Genomic DNA, 20,307 nt, shown 5'->3' with positions numbered 1-20,307 from the left:
GGAGCATGAAGGTCTCATGTTGAATATGAGAATCTGAGCCTGCCCGTTCAGGGTCCGGAGGGTGCGGGGTGACTTGCGGGTGGGGCGTCCCGATCTGCTAAACTTGAACTCAGTCCAATTTGGCATGCTGGGGCGACCGGCATCACCCGCCGCATCGCACCAGCCGTGAGTGCACACTCCCCGGAGGCCCCATGAACATCCTGACCCTAGTCCGCCAAGTGCCCGACGCCGAAGCGCGCGTCAAGATCAACGCCCAGCAGGTCGACCTCGACGGCGCCACCCTCGTCATCGACGGGATGGACGAGTACGGCGTGGAAGAAGCCCTGCGCCTGCGCGAAAGCGGCGCGCCCATTGAGCAGATCATCGCGCTGGCCATCGGCCCCAAACGCAACGAGGACGCCCTGCGCACCGCGCTGGCCATGGGCGTCGACCGCGCCATCCACGTCGAGACCGACGAGAAGTTCGACGCCGTGACCCTCAGCCGCGTCGTCGCGCAGGTCGCCCAGGCCGAGAACGCCACGCTGATCCTCGCGGGCGGACAGGAAGCCGACTGGGACTCCCAGGCCCTCGGCGCCGCCAGCGCCGAACGCCTCGGCTGGCCCCAGCTCACCTGGACGAACGAACTGAAACTCGACGGCGAGACCCTGACCGGCCGCCACGACGTGGACGACGGCAACGAGAGCTTCCGCGCGACCCTGCCCGCCGTGGTCACCACGCAGCAGGGCCTCAACGAACCCCGCTACCCCACCCTGCCGAACATCATGAAGGCCAAGAAGAAGGAACTCCGCAAGGACGACCCCGCCACCTACGGCCTGAGCAGCAAGGTCCGCACCGTGAACGCCGAGATCCAGACCCGCGCCCGCCTGAACACCATGATTGACGGCAAGGACGCCCAGGCCGCCGCCCAGCAGCTTCTCGACCTGCTTCGCAACGAAGCCAAGGTGATCGCATGATTCTGATCGTCGCTGAACACACCGCCGGGAAACTGGCGAAAGCCACCCTGGAAATGGTCACCGCCGCCCGCGAGTCCGGTCGTGAAGGCCCCATCACGCTGCTCGTGCTGGGCCAGAACGTCGCCAGCGTCGCCACCGAGGCTGCCGCCGTCGCCGATCAGGTGCTCGTCGCCGACCTGCCCGGGCTCGCCACCTACAACGCCGAGGTCTGGGCCGCCGCCACCACGCAGATCGCCCAGGAGGGCGAGGCGCATACCGTCATCATCGGCGGCAGCCGCTCCGGCCGCGAGTACGCGCCCCGCGTGGCCGTGAAGCTGGACGCCGCGTACCTCGAGGACGCGACCAGGCTGAGCAGCAACGGCGCGGCCCTCCAGGCGCAGCGCTACACGTACCTCGCCCGCGTGACCGAGACGGTCGAGGCCGACGGCACGGTCGTCGTGACCGTCAAACCCGGCTCCTTCGCGCCCGCCGCCCCCACCGGCGCGGCCGGCGAGCAGTACGACGTCGAACTGTCCCTCCCCGCCGCGCGCGTCGAGGTGACCGGCAAGAGCGTCGAGAAGAGCAGCCGCGTCGCCCTGACCGAAGCCGACGTCATCGTCACCGGCGGCCGTGGCGTGGGCAGCCCCGAGAACTTCAGCCGCTACGTCGAGGCCCTCGCGGACAACCTCGGCGCGGGCGTCGGCGCCACGCGCGCCGTCGTGGACGCCGGCTGGCGCCCCTACGCCGAACAGGTTGGCCAGACCGGCAAGACCGTGCAGCCCAAAGCGTACATCGCCCTGGGTGTCAGCGGCGCCGTGCAGCACCTGAGCGGCATGGGCAAGAGCAAGAACATCATCGCGATCAACAAGGACGCCGAGGCGCCCATCTTCAAGGTGGCGGACTACGGCATCGTGGGCGACATCAACGAGATCGTCCCTGCGCTGATCGAAGCCAGCCGCAAGTAAACGGGGAGTGGGACGTGGGTCGGTTGCTGGCCTCCGCCCCAGTTCCCACCTCCACCTGAGAGGCCCGCCGACCTCAGCGAAGTCGGCGGGCCTCCCTCTTCTCCTACTCCCCACTTGAGCATGCCTTATGCCTCCGCGCCCCTGGGGCGGGAGTCCCTGACACTGGGGGCATGACGGACGCTTCGAATGGGGTGGTGGTGACGGGCGCGGCGCGCGGGATCGGCCGGGCGATCGCGGAACTGTACGCGGAACGGGGCTGGCGGGTGCTGAGCGCCGACCTGAGCCTCCCGCCGAACCTGCGCGGCCAGCGGCGCGTGAAGGCGGACGTGAGCACCGCCGCCGGGCGGGAACGGATCGTGCGCGCGGCGCGCGAGATGGGCGGCGTGCAGGTGCTCGTGAACAACGCAGCCTTCCAAGGTGCGCACGGGAGCGTCCTGGACGTCAGCGAGCGCGGCTGGGCGCGGACGCTGAACGTGAACCTGACTGCGCCGCTGCTGCTCACGCGGGCGCTGGTGGACCTGCTGCCGCGCGGCGCGGCGGTCGTGAACGTGGCGAGCGTGCAGGGCCTGTTCGCCGAGCAGGGCAACGCGGCGTACAACGCCAGCAAGGGCGGCCTCGTGAACCTGACCCGCGCGATGGCCCTGGATCTCGCGCCGCACGGCCTGCGGGTGAATGCCGTCGCGCCGGGCGCGATCAGCACCGAGGCGGTCCTCCAGAGCATCACGGAGAGCGGCGACCCGGAACAGACCCGCCGGGACTACGAGGACCTGCACGCGCTGCGCCGCCTGGGCACCCCGCGCGAGGTGGCGCAGGTCGTCTACTTCCTGGGCAGCGAGGAGGCCACGTTCATGACGGGCGCGATCGTGCCGGTGGACGGTGGGATGACCGCGTCATTCATGATGGCGGGCCGCCCGGTGTAGGAGAAGCGCGCGGGGCGCAGAGGTGCTTACCGCACCCCGCGCCCCGCCTCCCGTGCACTTCCTTCAGATCGTGCGGGGTCGCCGCCAGCTCAGCAGGCCGATGATGAGCGTGAAGGCGATCATGCTGAGCACCGGGATGGTGAGGATGGTGTTCAGCGGGGAGGTCATGCCCCACACGGGCCAGGGCGTGCCGCACGACGCGCTGGGGTCGGCGCTACAGGCGCGCAGGACGGGCACGACGCCCCAGGTTTCGAGGTTCTGGTACAGCGCGATCAGCACGCCAGTGCCCGCCAGGGGCAGGGCGTAGCGTCGCACGCGCAGGTCGCCGGTCAGGGCCGCGACGCCCAGGATGATCGCCAGCGGGTACATGAAGATGCGCTGGAACCAGCACAGGATGCAGGGGTTGAAGTGGCGGATCTCGCTGAAGTACAGGCTGCCGAGCGTGGCGATCAGGGACACGACCCACGCGGCGTACAGGCGGTTGTCGCGGCTCACGGGTTACTCCGCGGCGTCGATGGCGGCGCTGACGTCGGCCAGGGTGCCGGTGACCTGCTTGCCGTTCACGAACACGGTGGGGGTGCTGTTCACGCGGGCGCGGGTGGCCTGGGCTTCCATGGCGTCCACGCGGGCGGCGGTGGCGTCGGTGTCCAGGCACTCGGCGAACTTGCTCTGGTCGAGGCTCTCGAGGTTTCCGGCGAGGTCCTTCAGGCGGGCCTTGGTGGCCCAGACGACGTTCTCTTCGCCCTGCGCGCGGAACAGGATGCTCTTGAAGGTGGTGAAGGCGTCGTTGCCGCCCTGGTCGTACACGCACAGGCTGGCCTGCGCGGCGAGCTTGCCGTCGTCGGTGGGCAACGAGAACTTCTCGGCCAGGAAGGGCCACAGGATGGTGTGCACCTTGGCCTTGCCGGTGTCCACATACCTGGTCTTCAGTTCGGGGGTGACGGTCTCCTCGAAGTTCTTGCAGGCAGGGCACTTGAAGTCCTCGACGACCACGACGTCCACCGGGGCGCTCTCCTGCCCGGCGAAGGGGACGCCTGTCAGGTCGAAGTCGGCGGTCCCGGCGGCGGGTTTGCCCTGCACGGCGAACACGGCCAGGCCGATGAGGACGGCAGCGATCAGCGTGCCGATCACCAGGAACATGCGGTTGGGGTTGCTGTTGGCGGTCATGGTTGGGGGCAGTGTAACGCGGGTCACGCGGGGCACGCGCCCTGATCTGCATGAGAACAGGCAGGCCAAGGCCGCCCCGGCGGGAGGCGCGGGGCGGCGGATGAGAGGCGGGTCAGGCGTTCAGTGCGGCGTCCCGCTGCGCGCGGCGGGCGCGGGTATGCAGGATCAGGCTCACGATGCGCCGCACGGCGCTGACGGTCAGGCCGATGATCATGGCGATCAGGGCGGTGCGCTGGAAGGTCTCGTTGGTGGGCAGCGTGAGGCTGCCGTCCAGCTTGGTGGCGAATCGGCCCATGCCGATGATCACGCCCGCGTACAGCGCGGCGGCGAAGGGCAGCACGAACAACCCGCCGGAATGCTTGATGAGCAGCACGCCCGCCAGGGCGCCGCCCACCAGCGGCAGGATGACCGTCCACTGCTCGGGCGGCGTGACGGGACTGAAGTAGCCCAGGCCGCCCAGCAGCAGGGCGACGTAGCCGTACCAGCCGTCGAACTCGTCCGCGATGATCGTCAGGGCCACCCAGGTCAGCAGGCGCACCGGCCACTCGCCGGGCGTCCACTGGAAGTACGCCAGGACGGCCAGGGTGATCAGGCCGCCCAGCAGGTGCGCCAGCGCGCGCCCCGGCGTGATCCGTGGAGGTTCGAACTCCGGGAGGCGCGGGCGGCGGGCCCGGCGGGTGCGGGCCGGCGGGGTGGGCTGGGGGGCGGGGGCGGAGTCGGGCGCGGTCATGCGCTTTCTTTCTTAGCACGCCCCTTGCGGGTGGGGGCCGCGCCGACCAGTTCCGGCTCCTCGGCGGCCGCCTTCTTGGCGGGGCGTTTGGTCTTCTTCGGGGCGCTGTCGGGCTCGTCGGTCAGGGCGGCTGTCACGGCTCTGGGCTGAGCGGTTCCCGGCTGGGCAGTTCTGGGCTGGGCGGCCACGATGCCGGGCACGCGGCGCAGGTACTCGCCGGTATGGCTGGTGGGGTGCGCGGCCATCTCCTCGGGGGTGCCGGTGGCGACGACGGTGCCGCCGCGCACGCCACCCTCGGGGCCCAGGTCGATGATGTGGTCGGCGCATTTCATGACATCCAGGTTGTGCTCGATGATCACCAGGGTGTTGCCGCCCTCCACGAGGCGTTGCAGCACCTCCATGAGCTTGCGGACGTCCTCGAAGTGCAACCCCGTGGTGGGTTCGTCGAGGATGTAGATGGTCTTCCCGGTGGGCCGCTTGCTGAGTTCCGTGGCGAGTTTGATGCGCTGCGCCTCGCCGCCGGAGAGGGTGGTGCTGGGCTGCCCGATCTTCATGTAGCCCAGGCCCACGTCGCACAGCAGGGTCATCTTGCGTTCGATGGCGGGGATCGCCTCGAAGAAGCTCTGGGCGTCCTCGACGGTCAGGTCGAGCACGTCGGCGATGGTCTTGCCGTTGTACCTGACTTCCAGCGTCTCGCGGTTGTAGCGCGCGCCCTTGCAGACGTCGCACGGGACGTAGATGTCGGGCAGGAAGTTCATCTCGATCTTCATGACGCCGTCGCCCTTGCAGTGCTCGCAGCGGCCGCCCTTCACGTTGAAGGAGAAGCGACCGGCCTGGTAGCCGCGGCGGCGGGCCTCGGGCGTGCGGGTGAACAGGTCGCGGATCTCGGTGAACACGCCGGTGTACGTGGCGGGGTTGCTGCGCGGCGTGCGCCCGATGGGGCTCTGGTCGATCTCGATGACCTTGTCCAGGTGCTCCATGCCCTCGATGCGGTCGTAGCGGCCGGGCGTGGTCTTCGCGCCGTTCAGTTCGCGCGCCAGCGTGGCGTGCAGGATGTCGTGGATCAGGGTGCTCTTGCCGCTGCCCGAGGGGCCGGTCACGACGGTCATAGTGCCCAGCGGAATGTCGATGGACACGTTCTGGAGGTTGTGCTCGCGCGCCCCGATGACCCGCAGGTCTTTGCCGTTGCCGCGGCGGCGGTGCGTGGGCACCTCGATTTTCAGTTCGCCGCGCAGGTACTTGCCGGTCAGGCTGTTCCTGTCCTTCTTCACCTGCTCGGGTGTACCGAACGCCACGACCTGCCCGCCGTGGACGCCCGCGCCGGGGCCCATGTCCACGAGGTAGTCGGCGTCCATCATGGTGTCCTCGTCGTGCTCGACGACGATCAGGGTGTTACCCAGGTCGCGCAGGTGCTTCAGCGTGCCGATCAGGCGGTGGTTGTCCTTGGGATGCAGGCCGATGCTGGGTTCGTCGAGGACATACAGCACGCCGGTCAGGCCGCTGCCGACCTGCGTGGCCAGTCGGATGCGCTGCGCCTCCCCGCCGCTCAGGGTGTTCGCGGTGCGGTCCAGGCTCAGATAGTCCAGGCCCACATCCACCAGGAATTTCAGGCGGGTGCGGATGGCCTTCAGGATGGGCGCGGCGACCGCCGAGCCGAAGTCGTTCAGCACGTACTCGTAGTGGCGCGGGCCGTGCGCCTTCGCGCTGCCGCCCAGGTGGCCCTTCAGGAACGGCTCGATGGCCGCGTGGTCAAGCGCGCCGCCCTGGAGGGCACGGAAGAAGGTGTCGGCGTCCAGGACGCTCATGCCGCTCGCCTGGCTGATGTTCAGGCCGCCCACGCGCACCGCGAGGATCTCCGGTTTGTAGCGGGTGCCGCCGCAGGTGGGGCACGGCTGGAGTTCCATGAGCTCTTCGAGTTTCTCGCGCATGAAGTCGCTTTCCGTGTCGGCGTAGCGGCGTTCCAGGTTCGGGATGACGCCCTCGAACTCGGTCATGAAGCGCATGGTTTCCTTGCCCGCGCGGCGGTACACGACCTCGAAGGGAGCGTCGGGGCCGCGCAGGATCGCGTCCTGCGCCTTCTTCGGCAGGTCGCGCCAGGGGGTCTTCACGCTGAAGTCCAGGTGTTCGGCGAGTGCCTGGAGCTTGTCCCAGTAGTAGATGCCGCCGCCGGTGCCCTTCTTGCTCCAGGGGAGGATGGCGCCCTCGGCGATGGAGAGCTTGTCGTCGATGATCTGGTCCGGGCTGAACTCCTGCTTGCTGCCCAGGCCCGCGCAGTCCCCGCACGCACCATACGGCGAGTTGAAGGAGAACGAGCGGGGTTCGAGTTCCTCCAGCACGCTGCCGTGTTCGGGGCAGGCGAACTTCTCGGAGTACAGTTCCTCGTGCGCGCCGCCGTCCTCGCCCGCGTCGGGCATCAGGACGCGCAGCAGGCTCTCGCCGCGGCGCAGGCCCAGTTCGACGCTCTCGGCGATGCGGCTGCGGTCGCCCTCGCGCAGGGTCACGCGGTCGATGACCACGTCCACGTCGTGCTTCTCGAACTTCTCCAGCTTCAGCTTCTCGGCTTCTTCCAGTTCGTACAGCGTGCCGTCCACGCGCACGCGCGCGAAACCCTCGCGGCGCAGGTCGGCGAACAGCTTGCGGTACTCGCCCTTGCGGCCGCGCACGACGGGGGCCAGCAGAATGGCGCGCTTGTCGGGGAAGCCCGCCAGCAGGCGGTCGGTGATCTCGCTGGGGCTCTGTTTCTCGATCTTGCGGCCGCACACCGGGCAGTACGGCGTGCCGACACGGGCGTACAGCAACCGGAGGTAGTCGTGGATCTCGGTGACGGTGCCAACCGTGCTGCGAGGGTTGTGGCTGGTGGTCTTCTGGTCGATGGAGATGGCCGGGGACAGGCCGGTGATGCTCTCCACGTCGGGTTTTTCCATCAGGCCCAGGAACTGGCGGGCGTACGCCGAGAGGCTCTCGACGTAGCGGCGCTGGCCTTCGGCGTAGATGGTGTCGAAGGCCAGGGTGCTCTTGCCGCTGCCGGAGACGCCGGTGATCACCACGAACTGGTCGCGCGGCAGTTCCACCGTGATGTCCTTGAGGTTGTGTGCCTTCGCGCCCTTCACGATCAGGTTGTTCTGCAAGGTGTGGCTCCTCGTGCGCGGCCGGGCGTGCGTGCGGCGGGCCGCCGGAAAGTTACGTTGCGTGCGTAAGGTCGCCCCTGCGCTTCGGAAACGAGACAGTGTAGCAGGTCACCCCGGCATTCTGCTATGACCCGCAGCCTCATCCTTCATTACGGCAAGGTCAGCACGCGCACGTTCCCATCCCGCGCACTCAGGTAATTCAGCAGGCGGCCATCCGGACTGACCGACCAGTCCGCCAGCCTCACCTGATCCCCCAGATCCCCCAGGGTCTTCCAGGCGTTCGTGCTCACGTCGTACTGCCGCAGCGTGTGCGGCCCCCCCGACGTACTCAGCGGGATCAGCAGCAGGCGCGTGGCGTCCCGCCAGCGGTACGACCCGAAGGTGCTCAGTTCGCGCGGGGCGCCCCCGGCGGCGCCCTGCACCCACAGGCCGTTGCGGGCGGCGCTGTCGAAGGCAATGGTGTACGCCACCTGCCGCCCGCCGGGGCTGACCGCTACCGAACGGAAGCCCAGCGCGGTCCTGAGGATGCGGCGCGCGCCGCTGCGGGTGTTCAGGGTGAACAGGTCGCGGTCGCGCGCCCCGGCGCTGGCCTTGCCGCTCAGCAGCAGGGTCGTGTCGTCCAGCCAGCCGTGAATGCTGCCCCCGGGCAAGGTCGCCACCAGCCGGGGCAAGCCAAACACGTCCGCGACGAACACCCGCGTGACGCGGCGGTCGAAGTTGCCGCTCGTGTCGCTGCGGGCGTAGGCCAGCCGGGTCTCGGCGGCCGTCCAAGTGACGCTCGCGCCGTAGGTGGGCAGCGTGAAGCGCCGCCCGTCCGCGAGGCGTTCGAGGGTGGTCGCCTCGCCCGCGCTGGGCCGCACCGCCCACTTCAGGGCCGGGGAGAAGAACGCCACGCTGGAAAACCGCCGCGTGACCGTGCCCCCGGTCGCCGGCACCTGGTAGATGCCGGTCGTGGCCCGCGCGGGCGCGCCGTCCAGGAACAGCAGCGCGCGGGAATCTGGCGTCCAGACCGCGCCGGGGCAGCACTCGCCACTCAGCACCGCGCGGGAGGGCAGTGGAGCGGCGCCCGCCGTCACGCCCAGCAGCGCCGCCAGGGTCAGCAGGGCGCGCCTCATCTCGCCCCCCCGGCAGCAGGCGGCCAGGGCTGGCGGTACTCGTTGAGCAGCGGGCCGCCCCGCAGCGCGGCGGGCTGCGAGTCCGGCGTCTGCCAGCGCCGGGGACGTTCCAGGTCGTACTCGTAACCCCGCCCGAAACTCCCGGCCAGCGCCAGCGAGTTCCAGTCCGCCGCGATGTACGGCAGCGGGTTCAGAAAGCGCTGGTGCGAACGGTCCCGCAGTTCCAGGTGCAGGTGCGGCGCACTGACGCACGTGCCCTGCGAGTCCCCGCTTTCCCCGATGACCTGCCCGCGCGTGACTCGCTGGCCCACCCGCACGCTGGCACGCACGCGCAGGTGCCCGTACAGACTGGAGAGGTTCCCGGCATGATTCACGACCACGTTGTGGGGCGGGCTGCCGTGCGGGCCGTCCACCTCGGCCACCACACCGTCCCCGATGGCCCGCACGGGCGTCCCGCACGGCGCGCTGAAATCCAGGCCCGCGTGGATGCCCTGCAGGTTCCCGTAGGTGCTGCGCCGCTGCCGGTACGCGCCGGTCGTGTTCCCGTAGCCCTGCCCCAGCATCCAGGTGTCCGGACCCGGCGGCCCCGCGAACGGCAGCCCGAACTGGGCCTTCGCGGGCGCGACGGCCCTCAGGGGGAGCGGCGCGGCGTAGTGGGCGAGCGCCACGCCGGTCAGCGGCACGCTCAGCATCAGGACTCGGCGGACGGACATACCCGATCCTGCCCGGCCCACCCGCGTGGCAGGGTAGGCTCGCCCACCATCCGTCCTGCCCTTTCCTTCAGGGTCGGCAGTGCGGAGAAGTCGTGCGGCCCAGCCGCGGGGTTCAGTTCAGGGGGCAGGTCATCTCCAGCTGCGCCAGGGTCGTCTGCGTGAAGCCGCAGGTGGTCAGGAAGCCGTCCGCCTGACGCTCCTGCACGGTGGCCGGGACGATCATCCGGTGGTCCGGGAAGGCCCGGGTCAGGGCTTCCAGCAGGGCGCGCCCCTGGCCCTGACGCCGCGCGGCGGGCGGGACGAGCATCGCGCGCAGCACCAGCACCCCGGGCTGCTCGAGGACCCAGGCGGTCGCGTCGTTCAACGTCAGGGCGCGGTTGGGTGGGGTCAGGGCGGTCAGGGTGGCGGGGTGCAGCTGCCAGGGCAGGTCGTCGTCGGCGTGCTGCGCCAGGGTCCGCGCGGCCACCGACAGCGGCACCTCCCCGAGGGCGGAGAGCTGCGCTTCCGGCGCCTGTGCTGCCGGGCGCTCATACCCGGCCAGTCGGCCCCGACGGACGAATCCGGCAGTCTCGTACAGGCGGATGGCGGGGTCGTTGCCCTCGATGACTTCCAGGTGCATGCGGGCCTCGCCGCGCGCGCGGGCGTCGGCCAGCAGGCGGTCCAGCAGCGCGCGGGCCACCCCCTGGCCCCGCCACGCCTTCCGGACCCCCATCCCCGCCAGTCGGGCGTCCTCGCCCCGCCGGGCGATCAGGCCCAGCCCGACCGGCTCTCCGTCCACACAGGCAATCAGCGAGGCGTGCAGGTCGATCTGCTCGGCCCGCACGCGCGCAGCGAACGCGGCCGGATCGTCGGGGATGGTCACGACGTACCCCTCGAACGCGCCGGCCATCAGGGTGGACAGGGTCAGCACGGTGAACTCCGTGGCCGGGCGCAGGATCAGGGCAGCGGTGGGCGCATCGGTGGTGGTCATGTCAGGCCGATTGTGCGGGTGCGTTCCCCCGTGACGCGCCTGCACAATGGCCTACCTCTTCACGTCAGGCTCTGCGCAGCAGGATGCTCTTGAGGTACAGGCTCTCGGGGACGCTCAGGAGGTGCGGGTGATCGGCGGGCTGGTAGGTGACGTCCAGCACTTCCGCGTCGGTGTTGGCCTCGGCGGCGGCCACGCGGGCGGCGTCGAGCAGGTCGTCCACGCGGATGTAGTGCGCGCAGGTGCTGATCAGCAGGTACCCCCCGCTGTCGAGCATCCGCAGGGCGCGGGCGGCGCCGTCGGTGAAGATGCGTTTGGTGCGGGGCACGTCGTCGCGCCGCTTGGCGAGGGTGGGCGGGTCGAGGACGATCGCGCCGAAGGTCCGTTTTTCCTTGACGAGGGCGTCGAGCTGTTCGATGGCGTCGCCCCAGCGCACGCCGACCTGAAGGGCGTTGCCGCGCGCCGCGCCCTCCAGCGCGCCCAGCGCGACGCTGTCCTTGTCGATGGCGACGGCCTTCGCGCCCGCTTTCGCGGCGTGCAGGCTGAAGCCACCGGTGTACGAGTACACGTCCAGGAAGCCCGCGCCGGGCTGCACGAACGTGCGCATCAGGCGGCGGTTGTCACGCTGGTCGAGGAAGAACCCGGTCTTCTGCGCGTCCATCGGGTTGAAGTGCAGCTTCAGGTCGTCCTCGAAGAACTCCACGCGCCCCGGCACGTCACCCCAGAGGGTGCCGGTCACGAGGTCCAGGCCCTCCTTGCGGCGCTCGCCGGTATCGCTGCGCTCGTAGGCGCTCTCGGCGCCGGTTTCCTCGCGCAGGGCCCTGACGATCAGGTCGCGGTGTCGCTCGACACCCGCGTTGCGCAGCTGGACGCCCAGCGTCCCCGCGAACTGGTCGGCGATCACGCCGGGCATCCCGTCGGCCTCGGCGTGCAGGACGCGCATGGCGTCGGTGTTCACGATTCGTCCGGCGCGGCGGGCCAGGGCGGCCTTCACGCGGGCGCGGTAGAACTTCAGGTCGATGTCCTCGTCCGTCCAGGTCAGGAGGCGCAGGGGGGTCCCTCCCTGTGGGTTGAAGTACCCGCGCGCGATGACCTTCCCGGAGTCCGGGCCCTTGACGTTCACGACCTCGCCGGGCTGGATGCCGTCGTCGGCGCGGGCGATGTCACCGCTGTGGCCGAAGGGGTAGCGGCCCGCGATGCGGCGCACCGCCTGGGGTTGCAGGGTCACGGTGGGAGACTTCTTCATCAGGGCAGGGTACCAGAGGCCCGCCAGCGCATGAACGCTGCCCGGCACTTCCCCTCACCCTCCGGCGCGGCAGGTCGGGCCATACTGCCCGGCGTGATGCCCCGCTCTGCCCGTTCCCTGCTTGCCCTGCTGTCCTGCACCCTGATCGCCGGGTGCGGCCTGATTCCCACGCCCAGCGTGGACGTGCAGGATTCCCGCCTGGACCTGCCGTCCAGCGGCGCGCTGAGCGGGAAGGTCGTATACCTGCAACGGGACAGTCTGGCTGGCAGCAGCGTTCCGGCGGCCCTGCAACAAGTCACGGTGCGCGGCACGGCCACGTACCGCACGGGCGGTCTGGGCACGCTGCGCACGGTGGACATGTACGTGCGGACCGACCTGACGACGCTGCCCGCGACCTGCACGAAGTACGCAGCGTCGCCCACCGCGCCGGGCATGGTGGTGTGCGACGCCCCGGGCGAGGCGGCGCAGGCCATCGGGCAGCTGAACCTGACTGCCGGGCAGGGCGTGGCGTTCACGCTGGGCGGCGCGGCGCTGGACGCGGCTGCGAAGGCCGGGCACGGGTTCTTCGGGATGCGCTTCAGTGACGGGCAGAGTGTCTTCGGGGATACCCTGGACCTGACCGGGATGAAGGCCAGCGCGCGTCTGTAACATTCAGCTGGGGGGCGGCCCCCACTTCATGAAGGGGGATGGTGACCCACGCACCGGACGTGGCCGGGCCTTTGCCGTAGCTTCAGGCGTGCCTCACAATCTCCGCGTTCGCCTGCTGGGCCTGGGCGTGGCCCTGCTGCTCTCCCCTGCCGCGCACGGCAGTCCCGCCACCGACCTCTTCGACGCGGCGACCCGTCAGGTACAGCGCAACTACTATGGCTGGGCGACCGCCGACCTGACGGACCTGACGCGGCAGTACGCGGACACCCTCGCGCAGCGCTGCGCGCCCGAAGGTGACGCCTGCCCGTTCGACACCGGCCGCGCGGTGCTGGGCGACCTGTTCAAGGCGTTCGGGGACGCACACACGAACGTCCGTGACGCCGAGGGCGCCGAGCGCCTGCGAGAGCAGCAGCTGAACCTCGCGGTGCCGCGCACGGGCGCGCGGGTCGTGCGGGTCGAGGGCGGCCTGCTCGTCGCCGGGGTCACGCCCGGCAGTCCGGCCGAGGGGGCGGGGCTGCGCGAGTTCGACCTGATCACCACCGTGCAGGGCGAGGCCGCCGGGAAACGCGGCGGGGAGGACGCCCCGGTCGGCCCGAAGGAATTCGTGCGGCTGGAACGCGCCGCGCAGCCCATCCAGGTGACGGTGCGCCGCGCGGGCAGCCCGGACCTGGCCCTGACGCTGGGCAGCGCCGAGTTGCAGGCCCGCGATGAACCCACGCTGACCTGGGTGGGGCCAGAGAACCGCACGGCGCTGATCCGCTACCCGACGTTCCTGCCGGCCGACGCGGCGGCGCTATTCGTCAAGCGGGTGCAGGAGGCCCGCGCGGGCGGCGCGCAGGCGCTGGTCGTGGACCTGCGCTTCAACGGGGGCGGGAGCCTCGCGCAGTGCGTGGCGGCGGCCAGCGTGTTCACACCCGTCGAGTACCGCGCGCAGTCGCGCGGGGGCAGCGGCAGCGTGTACCGGGGCGCCGACGGGCAACTGGTCTCCATGAACGCCCCGCGTCGCCCGCCGGGGCCACCACCCGCGCCACTGTGGGCCGGGCCGACGGCGCTGCTGGTCGGGCCGAATACGGCCTCCTGCGCGGAGGTCTTCACGTTCTACGCGCAGCGCGCCGGGGCGCTCGCGGTGGGCGAGGCGACCAAGGGCGTGCAGAACAGCGGCGTGAACTTCATGCCCCTCCCGGACGGCGGGGTGGTGTCGGTCACGATCCTGCGGGCCTTCGGACCGGACGGCGCGCCCCTGCCCGAACGGATCACGCCGGACGTCACGGCACCCACCGATCTCGACCTGCTGACGACCGCGGGCCGCGACAGCACCCTGGAGGCGGCGCTGCTGAGCCTGCGGGGCGCGCAGGGCCTGCGGCCGCCCGAGCGGTAACACGCAGCGCAGTCAGCGGGGGCCGCGCTAGGACAGTTCTGGCGCGGCCCCCGCTTTGCGTCGGCGGGTCAGCGGCTCCAGCGTTTCATCAGGGTCACGAGGCGCTCGGGGGTGACGTTGCGGTATTCGACCTCGCCGACCCGGACCAGGGGGGCGTCCTCGGGGGCCACGGCAGGTCCGCAGTGCGAGAGACTCAGTTCCACGTTGCCGTCGGCCGTGACCATGCCGGGGCTGATGCGCAGGGCCGCCCAGACGGCGTCCAGCAGGTCTTCTCGTTGGTCGATGCTCAGGTGTTCGGTGCAGATTTCCAGGCGGGTGACGGGCACAGCGGGGGGCCTCCTTGCGGCGGGTCACTCTAGAGCATTTGCGGGGTGCTCACGCGCCGGGCCCGGGCGGCAGGAAGTCCAGCAGCGCGTGCGCCGGGAGCGGCTGGCTGTCCCGCAGCGGCTGGCTGTCCCCGGCGGCGCGCAGCTGCACCCCGGCGGGCGTTCCCAGCAGCAGCAGGGTGTGGCCGCTCAGGGTCACGCGCAGGCCGTCCAGGGCCGGGGCCCGCAGCGCCCCGCCCAGGTCCGTGACGGGCGCCGTGATGCGCAGGACGTGCGCGCCGTACGGGCCGCGCACCTGCACGCTGGGACCTGTGACGTGCAGCGCGAGGGGCAGGCCCAGTCCGGCCAGTTCTCCCAGTTCCAGGCGGGGGGCGCGTACCTGCCGGGCCACGGCCACGCCGATCAGGGTGCCGGGCCGCACGATGTCCCCCGCCTGGAGCAGCCGCGCGCCCTGGCTGACGTCCAGGTCCGGCGGGAGGCGCAGGAGTTTGAGGCCGTCGCGGTGCTGCTCGGCGCGCAGGCCGCTCAGGTGCGGCACGCGGCTCAGCTGCCCCAGGTCGAAGGGCCCGCCCAGCGGCGTGGGCACGCCCGCGACCTCCCCGTCGGCGGTCACGAGGTGCAGGGTGCGGTCCTCGCGGTACTCGATGCCCTCCACGCCGGGCAGGAACGGGCGGGCGGGCGCGGCGCGCGGCGCGGGGGCCGGGGCGGCGCGGCGCCGCAGGGCGGCCCAGGCCCCGAGGGCGAGCAGGGGCAGCAGCGCCAGCCACGCCCAGCGTCCCGCCGGGGACGCCGTCGGAGCCGGGGCACCGGGCGTGGGGGGGATCGCCGGGGTACTCAGCGTGCGGCCGCCCGCCTGCCCGCGCAGGGTGGGCAGCGCCGTGGTCCCCACCTCCGGCAGCAGGAGGGTCGGCGTGACGGTCAGGTCTGGCTGCGGGCGGGTGGCGCGCAACGTGACCGTGAAGTCCCGCGATCCGGCGGGGGCGTCCACGCGGCCCGTCACCCCGGCGGGCAGGGGGCCCAGCCGGATGCGGGCGGTGGTCACGCCGGGCGCGGCCCGCAGACGCAGCACGACGTCCTCCCCGCCGCGCAGGGCGAGGTCCGCGCCCGGATTCAGCCACGACAGCGGCTGGCCGGTCAGGCGCAGCAGCACCTGCCGCTCCCTCGGCGCGATCCACCCGGCCGCCGCGACAGGCGGCGCGCACAGCAGCGCGGGCGTGCCGGGCCGCAGTCCGGCCGGGACGGTCAGGCGCACCTCGGTCCCCTGCACGGTGGGCGCCGCCAGGGAGAGGCCGGACGCCCCGGTCGCCAGCGTCACGGCGGTGCCGTCCGGGAACGGGGCGGGCAGCGTGTCGCCGGTCACGCGGCGCAGGCCGCCCTCCAGACCCGCGCCCGCCAGGTCCGGCACGAGGTTCACGGGCACCGTCAGGCCGCTGGCGTAGCTGCTGCCGCTCAGGGCGGCGCGCGCCTCGGCAGGGATGTCGGTACCCAGCGCAACGTACGTGAGGCGGTCCAGCGGCCCACGGCCGGTCCAGGCGTTCAGGGCATCCGTGGCAGTCACGGTCTTTCCGGCCTCGCGCGTGTCGTTGTCGATCCCGTCGGTCAGGACGAACACCTGCGTGACCTCGCCGCCTTGCGCAGTCAGGGGGCGCAGCGCGTCGCGGACGCTGCGGTACAGGAACGTGTTGCTGCCGTCCGCCTTCAGGGTGCCCAGCGCGGCGTTCCACGCGCCGCTCCCGGCCGGGGCGTCGAAGGTGCGCCGGGACCGCAGGCCCGAATCGAAGGTGATCAGGTCCACCCGGTCAGGCTGCGCGGCGCGCACGAAGGCGTTCAACTGCCCCCTGACCCGCGCGAAGATGTCGGCCCGGCCGTCCCCGATCCCGCGCATGCTGCCGCTGGTATCCAGCACGAAGACCACGCGGGTGCGGGTGGGCAGCTCACCGGACGGAAGCGAGCACGGGGCGTCCTGCGCGGCCGCAGCGGACCCCAGCAGCAGGAGGGACAGAGTGACGGCGCGGGACATCGGGTTCCTATTGTGACGCCTGACGCCCGGTCAGGAGGCGGGGCGCCGGGGCGTGCGGCGGGGCGTGGGCTGTTTTGTGCGTATCGAACGCTGTTTTTACCGATTTATGCCCACGGAGATACACAGTCGAGTATTATGGTATTTGCGTAAAATATTTGACCGTTTTCAACCCTGGTAGTATACTGGACAGACACCGAAGGTGCGCCCAGCGCGCCTCACCACCTCTCCCCCACCCACACGCGCCGCCCGGCCCACTCGCCGGGCGCGCCCCAGGAGTGACATGACCCAGACCGACGACACCGTACAGGACATCAACGCCACCGCCGGCCCCAGCGCCGAATACACCGCCGCCGACATCAGCGTCCTTGAGGGCATGGACGCCGTGCGCAAACGCCCCGGCATGTACGTGCAGGGCGGCACCGGCATCGACGGCTACCACCAGCTCCTGACCGAGATCATCGACAACGGCATCGACGAGGGCCTCGCCAACTTCGCCACCGAGATCCACGTCATCCTGCACGCCGACGGCGCCGCCACCGTCACCGACAACGGCCGCGGCATCCCCATCGACATCATGCAGAGCAAGGGCCGCCCCGCCATCGAAGTCATCTTCAGCGAACTCCACGCCGGGGGCAAATTCGGCCAGGGCGCCTACAAGGTCTCCGGCGGCCTGCACGGTGTCGGCAGCACCGTGGTGAACGCCCTGAGCCTGTACCTGGACGTCACCGTCAACAAGCACGGTCACCTGCACAACGTGCGCTTCGAGAAGGGCATCCTCGTCAAACCCCTGCGCGACGAGGGCCCCACGCCCAAGGACGTCACCTGGGCCACCAGCGTCAGCTTCCACCCGGACCCCAGCATCTTCAAGGAGTTCGACAACCAGTTCAACTACGACCGCATCCGCAACCGCCTGCGCGAACTGGCGTACCTGACGGGCCTGAAGATCGTCATCCGCGATGAACGCGTGGACCTGCACGCCGGGCAGATCAAGGAAGAAACCTTCCACGAGAAGGGCGGCATCGCCAACTTCGCCCGCGCCCTGGTCACCGACGACACCAAACTCCTGTACGACCAGCCCATCGTCATGACCGGCCAGCACAGCGGCGTGAACGTCAAGGTCGCGTTCATCCACGCGAACACCTACGCCAGCGACAACATCCTGACGTACGCGAACATGATCCGCACCCGCGACGGCGGCACCCCCCTGACCGGCTTCAAGACCGCGTACACCCGCATCCTGAACAAGTACGCCGCCTCCAAGAACCTCATCAAGAACGGCAACCCCACCCCCAGCGGCGACGACCTCCTCGAAGGGATCTACTGCGTCGTCAGCGTCGAGGTGGAAGACCCGCAGTTCGAATCCCAGGCGAAGGTCAAGCTGCTGAACAGCGAGGCGCAGACCGCCGTGAACGCCGTCGTCGGCGAGAAATTCGCCGAGTTCCTCGAGGAGAACCCCAAAGTCGGCAAGACCATCGTCGAGAAGGCCGCCGAGGCCGCCCGCGCCCGCGAGGCCGCCCGCAAGGCCCGCGACATCGTCCGGCGCAGCAACCCGCTGGAGAACGACGACCTGCCCGGCAAACTCGCCGATTGCTCCTCGCAGGACCCCGCTGAAAGCGAACTGTTCATCGTGGAAGGGATCAGTGCAGGCGGCAGCGCCAAGGGCGGACGCGAACGCCGTTTCCAGGCGATCCTCCCCCTGCGCGGCAAGATCCTCAACGTCGAAAAAGCCGAACTGAACAAGATCCTCAAGAACGCCGAGATCCGCGCGCTGATCGGCGCGATCGGCGCCGGCGTCGAGGGCACGGGCGACCGCATGCACTTCGACCTGTCGAACCTGCGCTACCACAAGATCATCATCATGACCGATGCCGACATGGACGGCGGCCACATCGCTACCCTGCTGCTGACCTTCTTCTACCGCTACATGCGCCCCGTCGTCGAAGCCGGGTACCTGTACATCGCGCAGCCCCCGCTGTACCGCATCATGATCGGCCGCGAAAAGAAAGGCACGTACCTCTACACCAACGAAGACCTCAAGGAACACGTCGCCCGCGCCAACAAGGAAGGCAAGAAGTACGACATCCAGCGCTTCAAGGGTCTGGGCGAGATGAACGCCGACCAGCTGTGGGACACCACCATGAACCCCGAAACCCGCGCCCTGAAACGCGTGGGCATCGAGGACCTCATCGTTGCCAACGAAGTCTTCGAGAACCTCATGGGCAGCGACGTCGCCCCCCGCAAGACCTTCATCCAGGAAAACGCGCGCTTCGCTGAAATCAGCGTGTAACCCCGCCACTCTTCCAGATCAGAGCCCCGCTCTCCCTCCGGAGGAGCGGGGCTTTTCAGTTGCCTGAATCAGGGGCAGGCGTTCACGACGCTGGCCGCGATGGGCGCCTGCCCGGGCGTGGTGATCAGCGGCAGCAGCGGCACGCCGGGCTGGCAGCTCATCCAGCTGGCCAGGAGGCCGCTCACGACCGGCGCGGCGAAACTGGTCCCGAAGTACGGGTACCCACCCAGCCAGAATTCACCGGGGGCCTGCACGCTGGGCGCCTCGGTCAGCACGCCGGGGTTCCCCACCCCGCGGTTATACGTCGCCAGCTGCCCACCGGCAATGTCCCACCCGGCGACACTGAACAGCATGGTGGGCCGCAGGCTGCGCGACGCCAGATTGACGGCCGGGCCGAACTCGAAGGACCGGGTCCAGTCGGCGGGGTAGTGGTTGCAGCGGTCCCCGGCGACCAGCCCGGCGCAGTCGTCGCGGTTGCCGTAACTGGCGGCGACGGGCACACCCAGGGCCGTCACCTCGCGCAGCGCGAGTTCCAGGCCGCGCGTGGGGTTCGGGCCGCCCAGGCTGAGGTTCACGACGTGCCGCCCGCCGCGCCGGGCGTCGGCGGCGACGGCGCACAGGGCCTGCACGGTCTTCAGGGTGGAGCAGGTGTCGTCCTTGTCGCAGACCTGCCGGTAGTTCAGCTGCGCGCCGGGCGCGACCGCCCGCGCGATCTCCCCGACAGCGCGCCCGTGGTAGGGGCGGTTGCCGTACAGCTGGTTGTAGTAGTTGATGTCGCCGTCCATCACGAAGGAGTCGCCGGTGGCCGTGGACGTGTCGAGAATGTGGATGGTCGTCCCCTTGCCCGACGCGGCCCTGACCTGCAGGACCTTCTGCAGGACCGTGATGGGCTTTTCGTTCTGGTACGGTGCGTCGCTCTGGGTGGGATAGCCCACCCACGTCGGGTCGGTCTGCAGGTCTCCGGCGAAGATCAGCTCCAGCAGCGTGAGCACCTGCCCCAGCGGCAGTCCGGCTGTCGGGACGGTCCCCGCCAGCGCCGAGCAGATGGAGTCGGCGGGCGCGGCGGGCGGACGGGCAACCGGGTTCAGGAGCCCGGTGAGGTTCGTGGCTTTCAGCGTGTTCAGGTTGATCAGGGGGGCACGGACTGCGGGGGTCACGGCGGCCCGCGCCGCCAGTCCCGGCGTGACGCCCTGACCCTTCACGGGGGCCGTGAGGGGCGCCAGTGCGGGGGCCGGCTGGGCACTCAGGCGTTTGAGTACCGACTGCACCTCTGCCGGGCAGCTCTTGGCGCAGGTCTCGGTCAGGGCCTGGAGGCGGCGGGTGTACTCGGCCTGCACGGTCTTCGCGGCGTCAGGCCGGACGTACACCAGGGCGTCGGTACCGGGGGGCAGGGTCAGGACGTTCAGCCGCAGGGTCTGTGGGGCGCCGCGCAGTGTGAGGGTCTGTGGTCCCCCGGCGGCCGCCGGGGGTACCTGGAAGGCCAGCCAGCCGCTGGGGCGGTCGAGGCGGTACTCGGTCGTCTGACCGCCGACGTTCAGTCTCCCCTCGGCGGGGACGCCGCTCAGCCCGAAGATCCAGGCGGTCTCGCCGGGTGCGGCGGCGGCCGGGTACACACCGGCAGTGCGGGCGACTGTGGCGGGCGCGCTGAGCTGGGCGTGGGCGGCGCCCAGCAGCAGCAGTGGGAGCAGGGCAGGCAGACGGGTTCGGAATGCGGTTCGGATCATGGGTGTCCCTCCGGGGCGCAGCATGTCAGGTGGGTCGTGAC

17 protein-coding genes are annotated in these 20,307 nt (G+C 70.6%); 6 read left to right on the top strand and 11 right to left on the bottom strand.

Going from position 1 to position 20,307, the window contains the following annotated elements; genetic code table 11:
* Positions 1 to 191: 191 nt before the first annotated feature.
* The 3 genes from SY84_RS14160 to SY84_RS14150 all read left to right on the top strand — a co-directional run bounded on the left by SY84_RS14160 (position 192) and on the right by SY84_RS14150 (position 2,817).
* On the top strand, positions 192 to 953 hold the full coding sequence (locus tag SY84_RS14160; RefSeq protein WP_046844538.1) for an electron transfer flavoprotein subunit beta/FixA family protein: 762 nt from the start codon (positions 192 to 194) through the stop codon (positions 951 to 953).
* The gene (locus SY84_RS14155) at positions 950 to 1,897 is read left to right on the top strand and encodes an electron transfer flavoprotein subunit alpha/FixB family protein (RefSeq protein ID WP_046844537.1); all 948 of its coding nucleotides are present in this window, start codon (positions 950 to 952) and stop codon (positions 1,895 to 1,897) included. Before SY84_RS14160 ends, SY84_RS14155 begins: the two co-directional genes overlap by 4 nt.
* A gap of 170 nt (positions 1,898 to 2,067) precedes the next feature.
* Positions 2,068 to 2,817 carry an SDR family NAD(P)-dependent oxidoreductase gene (locus tag SY84_RS14150; protein ID WP_046844536.1) on the top strand — a complete coding sequence of 250 codons (750 nt, stop codon included), beginning with the start codon at positions 2,068 to 2,070 and terminating at the stop codon, positions 2,815 to 2,817.
* 63 nt (positions 2,818 to 2,880) lie between these two features.
* Here the strand turns inward: SY84_RS14150 and SY84_RS14145 are convergent, their stop codons facing one another.
* The 8 genes from SY84_RS14145 to SY84_RS14110 all read right to left on the bottom strand — a co-directional run bounded on the left by SY84_RS14145 (position 2,881) and on the right by SY84_RS14110 (position 11,883).
* The gene (locus tag SY84_RS14145; protein ID WP_046844535.1) at positions 2,881 to 3,312 is read right to left on the bottom strand and encodes a disulfide bond formation protein B; all 432 of its coding nucleotides are present in this window, start codon (positions 3,310 to 3,312) and stop codon (positions 2,881 to 2,883) included.
* Positions 3,313 to 3,315: 3 nt separating this feature from the next.
* Positions 3,316 to 3,984, bottom strand: a complete 669-nt coding sequence (locus SY84_RS14140) for a DsbA family protein (protein WP_046844534.1) — start codon at positions 3,982 to 3,984, stop codon at positions 3,316 to 3,318.
* Between the two features lie 112 nt (positions 3,985 to 4,096).
* Positions 4,097 to 4,714 (bottom strand): hypothetical protein, encoded by a 618-nt coding sequence (locus SY84_RS14135; protein ID WP_052751187.1) that lies wholly within the window; start codon positions 4,712 to 4,714, stop codon positions 4,097 to 4,099.
* Positions 4,711 to 7,842, bottom strand: coding sequence for an excinuclease ABC subunit UvrA (gene uvrA / locus SY84_RS14130; protein ID WP_046844533.1), 3,132 nt, complete (start codon positions 7,840 to 7,842; stop codon positions 4,711 to 4,713). The genes SY84_RS14135 and uvrA overlap by 4 nt, the downstream gene beginning before the upstream one ends.
* A 149-nt stretch (positions 7,843 to 7,991) precedes the next feature.
* A complete protein-coding gene (locus SY84_RS14125; RefSeq protein WP_046844532.1) occupies positions 7,992 to 8,957 on the bottom strand; it encodes a hypothetical protein in 966 nt (321 codons plus the stop codon).
* A complete protein-coding gene (locus SY84_RS14120) occupies positions 8,954 to 9,670 on the bottom strand; it encodes a M23 family metallopeptidase (protein WP_046844531.1) in 717 nt (238 codons plus the stop codon). The genes SY84_RS14125 and SY84_RS14120 overlap by 4 nt, the downstream gene beginning before the upstream one ends.
* Before the next feature lie 112 nt (positions 9,671 to 9,782).
* Positions 9,783 to 10,640 (bottom strand): GNAT family N-acetyltransferase, encoded by an 858-nt coding sequence (locus tag SY84_RS14115; RefSeq protein ID WP_052751186.1) that lies wholly within the window; start codon positions 10,638 to 10,640, stop codon positions 9,783 to 9,785.
* Positions 10,641 to 10,704: 64 nt separating this feature from the next.
* Positions 10,705 to 11,883 carry a class I SAM-dependent rRNA methyltransferase gene (locus SY84_RS14110; protein ID WP_046844530.1) on the bottom strand — a complete coding sequence of 393 codons (1,179 nt, stop codon included), beginning with the start codon at positions 11,881 to 11,883 and terminating at the stop codon, positions 10,705 to 10,707.
* A gap of 96 nt (positions 11,884 to 11,979) precedes the next feature.
* On the opposite strand from SY84_RS14110, the gene SY84_RS14105 reads away from it, so the two are divergent.
* Positions 11,980 to 12,531, top strand: a complete 552-nt coding sequence (locus SY84_RS14105) for a hypothetical protein (protein ID WP_046845273.1) — start codon at positions 11,980 to 11,982, stop codon at positions 12,529 to 12,531.
* A gap of 88 nt (positions 12,532 to 12,619) precedes the next feature.
* A complete protein-coding gene (locus SY84_RS14100; protein WP_245621351.1) occupies positions 12,620 to 13,909 on the top strand; it encodes a S41 family peptidase in 1,290 nt (429 codons plus the stop codon).
* Between the two features lie 68 nt (positions 13,910 to 13,977).
* Here SY84_RS14100 and SY84_RS14095 read toward each other — a convergent pair whose 3' ends face one another.
* Both SY84_RS14095 and SY84_RS14090 read right to left on the bottom strand, forming a co-directional pair.
* Complete coding sequence (locus SY84_RS14095; protein WP_046844529.1) at positions 13,978 to 14,235, bottom strand: NAD(P)H-dependent oxidoreductase subunit E; 258 nt, start codon at positions 14,233 to 14,235, stop codon at positions 13,978 to 13,980.
* A 49-nt stretch (positions 14,236 to 14,284) separates the two neighbouring features.
* Positions 14,285 to 16,255 carry a vWA domain-containing protein gene (locus tag SY84_RS14090; RefSeq protein ID WP_046844528.1) on the bottom strand — a complete coding sequence of 657 codons (1,971 nt, stop codon included), beginning with the start codon at positions 16,253 to 16,255 and terminating at the stop codon, positions 14,285 to 14,287.
* 280 nt (positions 16,256 to 16,535) lie between these two features.
* Here SY84_RS14090 and SY84_RS14085 point away from each other — a divergent pair, with 280 nt between their 5' ends.
* Positions 16,536 to 18,542 carry a DNA gyrase subunit B gene (locus SY84_RS14085; RefSeq protein ID WP_046844527.1) on the top strand — a complete coding sequence of 669 codons (2,007 nt, stop codon included), beginning with the start codon at positions 16,536 to 16,538 and terminating at the stop codon, positions 18,540 to 18,542.
* Positions 18,543 to 18,610: 68 nt separating this feature from the next.
* Here the strand turns inward: SY84_RS14085 and SY84_RS14080 are convergent, their stop codons facing one another.
* Positions 18,611 to 20,266, bottom strand: a complete 1,656-nt coding sequence (locus SY84_RS14080) for a S8/S53 family peptidase (RefSeq protein ID WP_046844526.1) — start codon at positions 20,264 to 20,266, stop codon at positions 18,611 to 18,613.
* Positions 20,267 to 20,307 lie beyond the last annotated feature (41 nt).

Source organism: Deinococcus soli (ex Cha et al. 2016), assembly GCF_001007995.1.
Lineage (GTDB): Bacteria > Deinococcota > Deinococci > Deinococcales > Deinococcaceae > Deinococcus > Deinococcus soli.
This window is presented reverse-complemented; position numbering and strand designations above follow the sequence as displayed.